Raw genomic sequence first — 12,296 nt, forward strand, 5'->3', positions numbered from 1 at the left:
TTCCTGCGGTTACGAATATGCAGGAACACAAGGCCACCCAAAATGACAGCGCATAAACAGATCAAAATAATTGCTTTTGGTTCCATTGATTGATTCTCACCTCACTTCTGCGGCGATGACCACCGTGCGGGCGTTTTCCCATTCATAGGAACAGGTGACGAGCGTCAGCAGGCGGCAGTCCTCGCCGGGGATGGTTTGGGATTCGTATAATGACTGTGCGAAGAGTTCTTTCTGAAAAGACAGAAAATCCGCATGATCCGCAAATTCAGTGCGGTTAAACCGGAGCTTTGTGATATCGGTTTTCAGCACAGCCGCAATTTGGTATTCACGCAGTCCATCGCTGGTCTGCAGCAGGATTTTGGAATGTTCGTTGCGGAAGGCTTCATCAGCCATCTTTTGAAGAACAGCGAACATGGTCCCGTCATTCATGTTGTGCCCGTAGACCACGGTATTTTGGCTCTCTGCGGAACAATCCCATTGAAAAAAGATGCTTCCGGCAGTGCGCCATTCTCCCTTGTAGGTACGCCGCAGATAGTATTCGGGATCGTCAGCGCTGCTTTGCAAAACCGGGTAATCCACACAGGTGCCGGGAATGGAAATCCAGCCTTTGATGTCCGGGTATTCAGCCTGCAAAGCGGGAAGGTCCACAAGAGATTCAGGTTCGAGCTGTTCTTTCCCAGCCGGTAAAACCCCGGAGCTTTCGGCTCCGGGGAGAGGCTGTGCGTATTCTGTTTTCAGGGCTTGTGCTTCTCCATTGGTCAGCCCCGGCTGTAGAACCAAAAACCAGAGAAGTCCCAATAAGCTCAGGCAAAAAAGGCCGATGCAAAATCCTTTTAGAAAGGTTTTCATTCTTCTGTGCCTTGATCCTCATCGGCCTGATCAGCAGATTTGCGCTTTTTACCTGTATAGCGCAGGAAAAGCAGAGCGCCGCCGGACAAAACTGCCAAGCCTGCAAGAGTGCCAAGGATGGCAGGCATCCACGGGTTATCGCCGGTCTGCGGAACAGAGGGAACCTCCGGCACCAGCTTGTTATGCATCTTTACGGTCGTTGTTTCGCCTGCCTTGATTTCTACGGTCTGATCGTCAGGCAGAATATACTTATCGGAATCTTCGCCAGCTACTTCAGATACGGTGTATTCTCCCACACGGAGAGTGACATGGATTTCACCGTTTTCATCCGTTTTGAATTCCTGCTCATAATCATTGCCCATGAAGTCAGTACCGCTGATTTTGAAGGTGCGCCCTTCGATCTTATTATCATCGGCGGTCTTTACTACCTTCAGGGAACCAGTCTGCGCTTTGTTCAGGAAGCCTACGCCAGCTTCGGTTTCGATGCGGACAATCGCTTCATTCTCCGTAATGGAGAAAGGATAATATCCGTCATCCTTTTCGAAAAATTCCGGTGCTTCCTTCTCATGCAGGAAGTAATTTCCATACACAAGATCCTTCATCTGGTAAAGACCCGGCTCGGTTTCCGTCATTTCACCTGCCAGCTTGTCGATATCCGCATTGAATTCCCCGTTATTGTCCACATCGGCATAAACTTCAAAAACAGCCCCGGACAGCTTGTGGTCCGGATAATCGGCGTCCACCTTTATGGTTTCGGCGGTACCTTTGATGATCTGGTTTTCAATGGTGATTTCGATGGTCTGTCCGTCCTCAGTAATTTCTACCGGGAAGATTTCTTCCGTCAATACGAAGGCTTTGGGAGCTGCGATTTCACGCACGAGGAAGTTTCCAGCAGGCACCTTGTCAAACTCAAAGTACCCGATTTCATTGCTCTCGGTGACCATGAGGGCGGTTTCTTCGGTAAACTCCGTTTCGTCAAAACGGAACAGGCCGATAACAGCGCCGCCTAATTCAAAACCATCCTGATCGACCTTCCAGCCGGATACCTTGCCGCGCTTTAAGGTATTTTCAATGGCTTCTCCATCGTTCGCTTCAATTTCCACTTTCGCCACATCCTGTCCGGCATACTCAAACACCACAGGGTATTTTTTGTCGCTCAAAATGTAGTGATCGTCGGTTCCGATTTCCTGCACATACAGGGAAGCCCCGCAGGGGATGTCGGTTGTAAATACGGCATTTCCATTCTCGTCAATGCCGACGGTTTCCATCAGCCCGTCTGCCGGGATGGAGGTACCATCGGAGGCGGTCAGTTGTTCCGCAGCGAACAGTCCGAAAGTAATGTTTTTCCATTCCTCATTCATGCCGAGGGAGAAGGTTTCGTCCTGTTCCAGCAGCTTCTTGAGGGAAATCTCCACTTTCTGGCGTTCATTGACGAAGCCAATGCTGGCGGAGGTGATTTCTACTTCCTGACCGGCATAGGACAAAACGACTTCCTTGGGTTCAGGATCGATTACCATGCCATCCGGTGCAGTGATTTCCTTCACCTGATAGCGGCTGAGATACAAAGGTTCCGAGGTGGCGGTCCCGTCACTTCCGGTGGTCAAAGTAGCCGCCAGTTCACCTGCTTTCAGGTGGACGGTTCCATCCGGGGTAATAACATCTTCCAGTGCTGTGATCTCATAAACAGCGCCCGGCTGGCCCTGCACCTCATACTGAGGCTGGTACATCCCGCCGGATTCTACAACATGGCTGAATACTTCGCCCTCTTTGGAGACTGTAATCGTTCCCTTTTGCGGGATATTGTATTTCTCCACTGTAACCACGTCCTGTGAACCGTCTACCACAAAGGGAACCGGCTCTTTGTCAAGGACATATCCCCATGGACTCTGCTGTTCATACAACTCGTAATTTCCAAACGGAAGCGGTTCCGGCAGCATGAGGGTTCCTGTGGCGTCCGTCACGAAAGTGTCGATATCGATGGGGCTGGGGTAGTTGATATGCTGTACCACCCACTCGCCGGTATCGGTGTTGCGGATTTTGACTGCTGTTCCCGCCAGAGGAATGATTTTGCCGGATTCGGCGTCTTTCTTCTCAAAGCGGATGAGCGAGGTAAAGGTGGGGTTATTGAGAATAAAATAATAGGTTTTACCGTGCTCGGAAATGAACACGGAGAAGTCCGGGACAAATTTCTGTCCTTCCGCACCTTTGGTCTGATGCACCACATACAAGCCATACGGAAGATCCTTTGAACGGGCAAATCCATAGGAATCGGTGGTCAGCAGGTCACGCTCGGTTTCTTTTGCGTTCTCATAGCTGCCTGCGCTGGCCAGATAAATCTGGAACTGCGCTCCTTCTTCCGGCTGCTCGATCTGCACCTCATTATTGGATACTGTTTTCAAAAGGGAAGCGGAAGGATCGGCTTTAAGCCCGGCAGCCAGCGGGATAACTTCCGGCGTAGAATCAACATTTTCTACAGGTTCAGATTGGCTTTCCGGAACAGAACTGCTCTCCGCAGGCTGTTCTTCTGAAGGTGCTGTGGATTCTTCGCTTTCCGGAGTGGATGAGGAATCCATTGTTTCTTCCATTGAACTGTTCTCTGTGAGTTCAGTGTCTGGTGTTTCGGGAACCGGTGTATTTTCTGCGGCGTTGCTTTCCTCATTGGGTGTTTCTACCTGCGGGACAGCTTCTTCCTGATCCGGATTGGCTGGTTTATCCGTATGCTTGGTGATAGCAATGCTGCCGAGGATAACATCCTCTGTAGCGGTCATGGGGATGCTGTTGTTTTCCAAGGTGAAATTTCCCGGTTCTGCTCCTACCGGATAGATAGTTTCGTCCAGCAGGTATCCTTCGCTGGGTGTAATCTCACGAATTGTATAATCCAATCCGCAGGGGTATTCCTTGGTGGTGAATTTGCCCCCGTTTGCTGTGGTATAGGTATCCAGCAGGTTTTCCCCTTTGAACATACCATATAAAGCGCCATCCAAACTGGAATCGCCTTGTGCTTCCCCGGTTCTGGAATCCACTTTTTCCAATTCAACCGTAAATTTCTTCAGAATATTGGAAAAACTCACGCTGGAAGTCTGGCCGGGATAGATGGTTACCTGCTTGGATTCAGGCTGGACATATTTGTCCGGGGCACGTTCCGTTACGGTGTATGTTCCAGCTTGGAGATTGTCTACCCGGATGGTTCCGTCCGGTCCGGTCACCACGTCTTTTTCGATTCCATTCCCGGAAATATGAAAAGGAATACCGGAAACCTCGCCATCTTCGGAGGTTTTCACAAGCTGCAGGTTACCCGCCTTGATCTCAAGGGAGAAGTAGCACTTTACGGGTTCAGCGGAGCCTTTGACGTCAAAAGTGACTACATTCTGGTATTCATCACGCAGCCAGTATTTGGTGCCGCCTGTTACAACACCGGGGATAGAGGAAGGCAGTTCCTTTTCTGCGGTGATTGTACCGAATTCCTTTTTATCCGTAGAAACATGAAGTTTGTTCCCACTGATGGAAAAATCCACTCCCGGATAACTGACGGAGAAATCTTTGAGAACATTGTTTTCATCCACCAGTGTGGTTTCATTTTTTCCAGTGTCCTCATTGTATTTGAGGTCATGGGTATATGCGCCGACCGCACTGGGATTGTCGGTGGCAAAGGATGGAATGGTGTGATAAGTTACCACGTTTTCCCTCAGCTTCTGAAAGATCGTCTTTGCCGCAGGGCTGTTGGCAGTAATTTCATTCACGATCTGGTTTTCATATCCGGTGCCAAGCTGCCCGTGGGCAATCAGCCAAATGAGGATTTGGGTGGCAATGTATTCATCCATGGCGCTCCCGCCGTACTTAGTGCCGGTTTCCACGTTATATCCCAAGGTCAGAGCAGTGTTGATCATTGCTTTCTGTTCCGTGGTAAGGGCGGCATAATCATCCGACTGGTCATAGCCAATCCCGGTATGGGTTGCCACGCCAAGCTGGATACAATAGGCAGTGCGGAAAGCTGTTAAATCGTTAATTCGCAGTTCAGTAAATTTATCTGTGCTGTATCCACCAAATGGCGCCGGAAGGCTGGAGCTAAGAGAATATCCTCTGCCGTTATAGTCGATCATGGAGATATATCCATCATAGTCGTATTCAGCGGCAAAAGCGTTGCTTGGTACAATACCAAAGCAAAGAAGCACCGCCATCATCATGGACAGAAATCTTTTTAGATGTTTTTTCATGAAGTTCTCCTTTCGGATAAAATAAAAAATGCCCCCGCAGGCTGAAAGAAACTCTCAACCTACGGGGGCAAGTCAATTTATCGTTCTTCTTTGTGTTTGGGATGGCGCTGTTTTTTGTGAGGGACTACCTTCTGAGGCAGTTCCTGCTGTGTACAGCGAACCGCTTCGATCACAGTTTGGGTATCGATCCCATTTTGTCTGCACCCATTCAGAATACCTTCCAAATAGGAAACAGAGGGCATGGCGGGTTTGTCTTTATACGGGCTGTTCATGGTATAGGCCATGATTTCCCGTCTGACTCCGTCCTGATTTGTCACTGTAACAGGCTCTTTCCCATATAAAAAGGGAAATCCTTCGTAATGATCCAGATGCTGTTCGTCCCGTTCGGAAATACGCCAGAGGACGCCGTCCACATAGCTTCCTTCTTCCGGCAGAATGGTGGCAACGCCATTCCCGCCGCCATTGGTGCGGAACGCAAGGCGGTATCCCTCTAACCGGACGGATTCCACAACTTCTGCATCCGGACAGCGAAACGCCATCTGATTCAGGTTCATATTAGAACCATACGCAAAATAAAGTTTTTCTTTGGTTTTGATCATCTCCTATCGTTCATGGTTTTGGCGGTTCTGCAGGCTGGGGTATTGAGCTTTATCGTAGCGCCATGCCCTGTCGCCGGGAAGGTTTGAAAGCAGATGTTCCCGCACATTTTTGTATTCCGGTCCAATAAGACCAAGGCGCAGCAGAAAGGTGCGGAAGGTAAAGGCAGGGTTTTCGCTGATCTCGGTTTTCCGCATGACTGTCCGGCTCTGGTTAATAGCCTGTGCGGAGATTGCCAGTGCCAATGTAATATTTGCCCTGACTTTGCCTGCATGGAGAGTGCTTTCAAAACAGCGCCATTCCAAGGTTCCACGGTAAAACACAGAATGAAGGTTTAAGGCATAGTATCTTGTCCAGTTGTAATGCTCGTAGCTTCCGTCAGAGCCTTCATACCATTCCCGCCTTAACCGATCCATGGTAGTATTGCTTGGAAGTTTGCGGATTTTCTCCAGCATGGGTTCCCGCACCTTCTGGCACCAGCGTTCCACCCGGCTCTCATTCACATTTAAGGCTTTGAATAGGATATCCTCTTTGGAATACATAATGGAAAGGGCATTTTTCAGGCTCTGCGGTGTATGCTTGGAAGCGTCCACATGGACGTGCATACCGCAGCTTCCATTGACAACAGCCCCCGCATGACGCAGGGTACGAACAACTTCCTGCAGTTTTCCCATTTCGCTGTACTCCAGTTTTGGGGAATTCATCTCCACCTTGTAGTCACCATCACCGATTGGAACCTGCTGTCGCCCGGTTCGATGAGAACCATGGATACTGGAGTCGTAAACAAACCGCCATGTTTTTCCCTCGTTATCGGTCACTTCCCACGGATCGTAGGTGCGGGAAGAACGGGAATGGACAGCGTTGGTTCCAAACAGGGAAGCCACAGCTTCTGCTGCCTGCTGGCGGGTGAGTCCCGTCATCTCAATTTCACAGCCGAAGTATTGGTCTTTCAGATCAATCGATGGCATTCACCTCCCGATGGGCGAGAGCCAACCGTTTGCCGATGGCTTCCACCACTGTAACGGTAACGCCGTTTCCGGCCTGTTTGTAGAGCTGTGCGTCCGATTGAAGAGGAAGCACTCTGTCGATCTGCTCGTCCCGCCAGCCTTGCAGCCGCAGGCATTCTTTTGGAGTCAGCCTGCGGATTCGACCGCCGAAAAAAACACCGTGGCGGTCTTGGGCGGTGAGAGTAAACATGGGTTCTTCTGCAGATTTGATTCGCCGCCCGTTCTGACGGACAGTTTTCCTTTCCGGGGTAAGGACCGCACGGGCTTCCAAGGTTCCTTGGTCGCTGTTAGTAGTGAGGGTATGGGCGATTTTTCTGCCAACTCTGCCGCGGCGGGTATTCAGTCCTGCAAACGCCAAACTGATGCTGTCGCCGGGATACGCCATTTTATAGCCTTTTTTCGTGTTTTCCTTAATCGGAAGCCCAACTTCATACAGTCCGGTTTTCCCGCCCATTCCTCCGGCTTGGGATGTCAGGGTGCAGCTTACACCGTTTGGTGAGTAGATTCTGCTTCCCTGAGCTCCGGGCAGGATTTGTAAAAGAGACGTTCCTGCTGTTTCGGTGAAAGGAAATACTTTTCCTCTGCATCGCTCATCAAGATATCCGATAAGATACACCCTTTTTCTGGATTGGGGGACTCCAAAATCTTTGCTGTTGAGCACCTGCCATTCCAAACCATACCCCAGTCTGTCCAGCGTATGGAGGATGGCCGCAAACGTCCTGCCCCCGTCATGATTAAGCAGTCCGGGAACATTTTCAAGCAGCAGATACGCAGGTCTTTTTGCCGCAGTCAGCCGGGCAATTTCAAAGAACAAGGTACCTCTTGGATCGGAAAATCCCCCACGGTTTCCAGCAATCGAAAAAGACTGACAGGGAAAACCTCCGCACAGGAGTTCAAAGTCGGGGATGTCGCTTGGATCGGCTTTTCGGATATCTTCACAGAACCACTCTCCTTTGGTATCGAACAAGGCTTCATAGCTTTGATTGGCTTTTTTGTCAATTTCGCAGTGTCCTACACAGGTAAATCCTCCGGCACGGGTGAGCCCTTCCCGGAACCCGCCAATACCGGAGAACAGGTCAATATATCGTATGGTTTTCTATATCACGCCCCTTATCTTGTATGATACTAAAAGCTAACACACAATCAACGGACATCACCCCTTTCCCATGGTGAAATGAAATATATATGAAAACAGCCCGCAGGAAACTGCGGGCTGCTGCTGGCTGTGTTATGCGTAGGTTTCATCTTCATTTTCATTGGTTTCGCCGGATTCTATGGTATCGTCATCCAGCTCGGTTTCTTCTTCCTCATCCCGATTCCAGCTTTCCGGTGTAGTATCCTCATCATCCTCGCTGGGTCCTTCCTCACCCTCATCGGTTTCGGTGTTTTCTGCAGGTTCCCAGCTGCTTCCGGCTGTTTCTTCATCAGCACTGAGTCCCTCGGTTTCGCCATTTTCTTCGTCCCAGTCCTCTGCTTCCTCGTCATCGGATACTTCCTCGTCCTCATCGCTTTCAGCGGTTTCTGCGGCTTCGAATTCTTCTTCCGCTTCTTCCAGCGCCTGTTCGATCAGCCCAATCACGAATTCTTTTTGGGTGAGGCGGCGATGATAGGCTTTCTCGTAGTTTTCAAGGTATTCCTTTACCCTCTGGAACAATTCCTCGCTTACCTGAAACGCTAATGTTCTTCCTTTTTCCATAATTCTGTTAGCCCCTTTCTCATAATGTTCCCGGATGATCATTTCGATGAATTTGCTCATCGTGCTTTCTGTTTCCCTGATTTCCTCGCTGATTTGGTTATGCAGATCCAGCGGGATTTTGCAGGTTACGCCCTTTGTTTCCACGCCTATCGCTCCTTTTTTCGTTCTTTCCCTTTCGGGCAACACAAGCATACTGCAACCTACCGGATAAAGCTATTACCAAGGCCAACAACCTTTCAGTCAAAGCAGGCTCGACAAACGTCACAACCAATAAAGGCTATGTGGGGGTTATTCTTCTTCCAGCAGGGAACCAAGGAAGCCCATCATCTCCTGCGGAATGGCTTCTTCCTGCTGCGGTATGGGCTGGGAAGGCACAGCTTTGAGTTCTTCCTGCAGCACCCGGCGCAGAATTGTTTCCAGTTCTTCTCGCTGGGCATTTTCCAGAATCACCTGTACCAGAAAGGCGTTTTTTTGGCCTTCCGGCACAGCCTGCAGGATTTCCCATGCTCTGCGATGTTCTTCATTCTGGAGGTTGGGGCGGAACATAAATAGGGGTCTGCTCATGCCTTGCCCACACCGCCCGAAAACTGCCCCAAAATGCGTTCAAAACCTTCAGCGTTTACCTTGTCGTCTATCAGGGCAAAAACCCGACACAGGCTGTCCTGTTCGCTCACGTTGCCCTTGACTACCGATGCGCCGCCGCCCAGCATCACCACCGGGATGGCTTTCAGATCAAACCCCGATTCCATGGCTGCTGAAAGAAGGCGCTCTGTGTAAAGCCGCCCTTGTTTCTGGATAATGTTTCGGGCATCCTCATCCATACTGCAGGACTTTCCTGCCAGAACACGTTCCACTTGAGCGTCGGTCACAGACAGTCCGGTATCCCGGCGGACCTGTTCTTTTGTTTCATTAATGCAGCGGATCATACCGAGTTCCAGACTTCGGCAGGTAGCCGCATTGGGAACACCATTATCCAGCCGCATCAGATCAACGGTCCATCCACCAATGTCCATGAGAAGAACAGAAGGCTCATTCTGGACGAGTTCCGGATGCAGAGCAATGGCGGAGTAGCCTTGTGGGAACAGTTTCACATCCTCGATGGTGATTTTGTAGGAGATTCCTTCAAACTTGAAGCACACCGGCTGGGAAGAACGCAGAAGGTATTCCCGGAAAGGCTTTTTCTCACGGCCAAATCCAGCCAGAGGCAGCCCGGCGGCAATGCGCACCGAACACTCTGTTTTTCCACCTCGCTGTTTGATTTCCTTGGCGATGGCCGCAAGGGTAAGCAGGTAGTAATTGTCGTTTTCCATTTTGTTGCGCAGAATCGGCTGTCTGCCGGTTCCGCAGACATAAAACTTCCCGCCGAATTCCAGTGTGTTTTGCAAGGTGTAGGGTTCATGGGAATACTCTGCAATACCGGCTGGGAAAGAAAAATGCCGGGTTTTGATTGCGTAATAGCCATGGTCGATGCCAATGTTCATAGTTTTACTCATCCTTTCTTGTTGGTTGTTGAAAACTTGAGATCTTTGCTGAGTTAGAGCTTAGAGTTATCTTGTTCTTTCCCAGCTGGTAAAGTATTAGGGGGGAGAGTGTGAGAGGGGGGAAAGCGGAAAACCGCCCCGGCCATTCAGCCGGAGCGGTTCTAAAAAAGGGCGCACTACCCCCTTGTATTTTGAGGGCTTGAAATTGACCCATTTGGGGCTTCCGTCAATCTATCTATATATCTGCCGAAAACTTTTACAGTTCCGACAACGGGAAAAAAGAGTGGTAAACGCAAAAAAGCGGAGTTCCCAGCCTGAAAAATCAGGTGAAAACTCCGCTTATGCTCATAAAAAGTCTTTGTTTTGCTATTTTTTGGAAAAGGCATCTATGGAAAATCACTTTGGATTTTGCGCTCTAAAAAGCCCGCAAACCCGCATGAATACTGACAAAAATGGGGTAGACATCTAAAGTGTCTACCCCAGATGGTGGAGGAGGATGGATTCGGACCATCGAAGCTGAAAAGCAACAGATTTACAGTCTGCCCCCTTTGGCCACTCGGGAACTCCTCCATATGTGCCGCCCCTTTTCAGAAGCAAGCTTGTCTCTGGCGCTGACAGGGAACCTTTCCCAAACACCAAGCTCCGTGTCCGCCAAAAGCAGATAACCTGCTGGAGCTGGTGAACGGACTTGAACCCCTGACCTGCTGATTACAAATCAGCTGCTCTACCAACTGAGCTACACCAGCATTTGCATCACTCAAGAGTGCTTGACTAATATACCATACTTTTTATCCATTTGTCAAGCCCGAAATGCAAAGATTTTTGAAAAATTTGGTTTAATCTTCGCTGGCAAAGAGATAAGGGCGCAGAGCATCCACCGAATCCGCAAAATGAACCGCTCCTGCCTCTGCGAGTTCCTCCTTGGTTCCATAGCCATAGGACGCCGCCAGAAAGTCCACCCCTGCCTCGGCCGCGCCGTCTGCGTCAAAATGGGTATCCCCGATCATGACAACCTCGCGCTTTTCTGCGCCGCCGCACTCCCGGATCGCCTGCGCAATCATCTCCGGCTTGCTGGAATGGAATCCGTCGGGCCCGGCTGCCACCAGCGCGTCAAAATATGTTCGGATGTCATACGCTTGGACGATGTGTTCCAAGATCGGCTTTGGCTTCGAGGAGGCCGTCGACAGCTTTGCGCCGGAAGCTTTCAAATCCTTTAATAGCGCCTCGATTCCCGGATACAGGCGGTTTTCTCTCCAACCGATCCGGTTATACCGCTGGCGATACAGCGCAACGGCCTTTTCCGCCTGCTCCTGGCTCATCCCGCAAAAATTGCGCATGCTCTGTCCCATGGGCGGCCCGATAAATTTGCGCATGACCTCCGGCGGAGGGACGGGAAATCCCATCTCACGGATTGCATACTTGGCGCTGTTTAAAATTCCCTCGCCCGATTCGCAGAGGGTTCCGTCCAAGTCAAACAGAACAATCTTATAATTACATTTCATCGGTAGTTCCTCCGTCCTTCCATTTCCCGGTTGAGACTTTGATCCATAGGCCACCTGCTGCCGCCTGACTTGTGCAACAGCCTGTCCGCTTTGCAAAACCTGTCCGCAGCCATACTAGTATATCCTAATTTGTCGGGAAGCTTCCTCCCGGTGGGGCTTTTTCCATTCTGCCTCCGTCTCCTGTAGACGTTGTGGTTCTACGCACACCTGTTCCGGCCATCGGAAAGTTCTCCCATACGTTTTCCAACTTTAATCCATTTTCCCCTATCCTGTCAAGACAAAGGCTATAAAAAGCAAGTTAAAAACATGTTTTCCAAACCGGAGAGAAAAAGCCAGCATCCCTTTCCGGAAGCGCTCTTGCGGGCTAAGCAAAAAGACGGTATGATAGAGTGGCAAGGATAAAAACACGGCGCGGTTGGTAGTCCGCGCGCCGGGGATCTCCCGGCCAGTAACCCTCCCTCCCATGGGTCGTCCGTTCTTTGCAGGATTATACAATGGGAGGAATCAAAATGGACACAACAGCAGCGAAACTCACGGTATTTTTTGAGGAACCGTTTTGGGTGGGCGTCTATGAGCGCACCGAAAGCGGCCAGGTGGAAGCATGCCGGGTGGTCTTTGGCGCAGAACCCAAAGATTACGAGGTATACGACTTCCTACTCAAGCACTGGGATAGCATGCGGTTCAGTCCACCCGTTGCAGCAGAGGGAATCCCCTCGCAGATTCGGAACCCCAAACGGGCGCGGCGCGCAGCAAAGCAGGCGCTTTGCCACACCGGAACGGGAACCAAATCGCAACAGGCCCTGCAAATGCAGCGGGAACTGGGCAAACAAGAGCGCAAAAAAGTCCGCAAACAGCAATCCGAAGAGGAAAAAGCGCGGCGGTTTGCCCTGCGCCAACAGCGCAAAAAGGAAAAGCACAGGGGCAGGTAAACATCCTGCTCCGCATCCTTT

The 12,296-nt window shown here is 50.4% G+C and carries 10 protein-coding genes and 2 tRNA genes; 1 reads left to right on the forward strand and 11 read right to left on the reverse strand.

Going from position 1 to position 12,296, the window contains the following annotated elements; translation table 11 throughout:
* Positions 1 to 96 precede the first annotated feature (96 nt).
* The 11 genes from B5F54_RS12740 to B5F54_RS12800 all read right to left on the reverse strand — a co-directional run bounded on the left by B5F54_RS12740 (position 97) and on the right by B5F54_RS12800 (position 11,346).
* A complete protein-coding gene (locus B5F54_RS12740; protein ID WP_087234639.1) occupies positions 97 to 849 on the reverse strand; it encodes a class B sortase in 753 nt (250 codons plus the stop codon).
* Entirely contained in the window at positions 846 to 5,063 is a 4,218-nt protein-coding gene (locus tag B5F54_RS12745; protein WP_087234640.1) for a SpaA isopeptide-forming pilin-related protein, read from the reverse strand. Before B5F54_RS12745 ends, B5F54_RS12740 begins: the two co-directional genes overlap by 4 nt.
* Before the next feature lie 77 nt (positions 5,064 to 5,140).
* Positions 5,141 to 5,662 carry a gamma-glutamylcyclotransferase family protein gene (locus tag B5F54_RS12750; protein WP_070100432.1) on the reverse strand — a complete coding sequence of 174 codons (522 nt, stop codon included), beginning with the start codon at positions 5,660 to 5,662 and terminating at the stop codon, positions 5,141 to 5,143.
* A 3-nt stretch (positions 5,663 to 5,665) separates the two neighbouring features.
* A complete protein-coding gene (locus B5F54_RS12755; protein WP_087234641.1) occupies positions 5,666 to 6,628 on the reverse strand; it encodes an amidoligase family protein in 963 nt (320 codons plus the stop codon).
* Positions 6,615 to 7,757, reverse strand: a complete 1,143-nt coding sequence (gene dcm, locus B5F54_RS12760; protein WP_275532238.1) for a DNA (cytosine-5-)-methyltransferase — start codon at positions 7,755 to 7,757, stop codon at positions 6,615 to 6,617. Before dcm ends, B5F54_RS12755 begins: the two co-directional genes overlap by 14 nt.
* 138 nt (positions 7,758 to 7,895) lie before the next feature.
* Entirely contained in the window at positions 7,896 to 8,507 is a 612-nt protein-coding gene (locus B5F54_RS12765; protein WP_087234642.1) for a hypothetical protein, read from the reverse strand.
* A gap of 144 nt (positions 8,508 to 8,651) precedes the next feature.
* A complete protein-coding gene (locus B5F54_RS12770; RefSeq protein ID WP_087234643.1) occupies positions 8,652 to 8,927 on the reverse strand; it encodes a plasmid segregation centromere-binding protein ParR in 276 nt (91 codons plus the stop codon).
* Positions 8,924 to 9,844 (reverse strand): ParM/StbA family protein, encoded by a 921-nt coding sequence (locus tag B5F54_RS12775; RefSeq protein WP_087234644.1) that lies wholly within the window; start codon positions 9,842 to 9,844, stop codon positions 8,924 to 8,926. Before B5F54_RS12775 ends, B5F54_RS12770 begins: the two co-directional genes overlap by 4 nt.
* A gap of 484 nt (positions 9,845 to 10,328) precedes the next feature.
* Positions 10,329 to 10,414, reverse strand: a tRNA-Tyr gene (locus B5F54_RS12790).
* Between the two features lie 100 nt (positions 10,415 to 10,514).
* A tRNA-Thr gene (locus B5F54_RS12795) sits at positions 10,515 to 10,590 on the reverse strand.
* A gap of 90 nt (positions 10,591 to 10,680) precedes the next feature.
* Positions 10,681 to 11,346: an HAD hydrolase-like protein gene (locus tag B5F54_RS12800; RefSeq protein ID WP_087234647.1), complete on the reverse strand. Its 666-nt coding sequence runs from the start codon at positions 11,344 to 11,346 to the stop codon at positions 10,681 to 10,683.
* Positions 11,347 to 11,855: 509 nt separating this feature from the next.
* Here B5F54_RS12800 and B5F54_RS12805 point away from each other — a divergent pair.
* Positions 11,856 to 12,275, forward strand: a complete 420-nt coding sequence (locus tag B5F54_RS12805) for a YjdF family protein (RefSeq protein ID WP_087234648.1) — start codon at positions 11,856 to 11,858, stop codon at positions 12,273 to 12,275.
* Positions 12,276 to 12,296: the final 21 nt, after the last annotated feature.

The sequence above is a fragment of the Anaeromassilibacillus sp. An250 genome (assembly GCF_002159845.1).
GTDB lineage: Bacteria > Bacillota > Clostridia > Oscillospirales > Acutalibacteraceae > Anaeromassilibacillus > Anaeromassilibacillus stercoravium.

What these genes read in the sequence shown, in the direction of transcription:
- B5F54_RS12775 (WP_087234644.1), bottom strand. Translation starts at nt 9,844, where the DNA reads ATGAACATTGGCATCGACCATGGCTATTACGCAATCAAAACCCGGCAT.
- B5F54_RS12755 (WP_087234641.1), bottom strand. Translation starts at nt 6,628, where the DNA reads ATGCCATCGATTGATCTGAAAGACCAATACTTCGGCTGTGAAATTGAG.
- B5F54_RS12745 (WP_087234640.1), bottom strand. Translation starts at nt 5,063, where the DNA reads ATGAAAAAACATCTAAAAAGATTTCTGTCCATGATGATGGCGGTGCTT.
- B5F54_RS12805 (WP_087234648.1), top strand. Translation starts at nt 11,856, where the DNA reads ATGGACACAACAGCAGCGAAACTCACGGTATTTTTTGAGGAACCGTTT.
- B5F54_RS12800 (WP_087234647.1), bottom strand. Translation starts at nt 11,346, where the DNA reads ATGAAATGTAATTATAAGATTGTTCTGTTTGACTTGGACGGAACCCTC.
- B5F54_RS12740 (WP_087234639.1), bottom strand. Translation starts at nt 849, where the DNA reads ATGAAAACCTTTCTAAAAGGATTTTGCATCGGCCTTTTTTGCCTGAGC.
- B5F54_RS12770 (WP_087234643.1), bottom strand. Translation starts at nt 8,927, where the DNA reads ATGAGCAGACCCCTATTTATGTTCCGCCCCAACCTCCAGAATGAAGAA.
- B5F54_RS12750 (WP_070100432.1), bottom strand. Translation starts at nt 5,662, where the DNA reads ATGATCAAAACCAAAGAAAAACTTTATTTTGCGTATGGTTCTAATATG.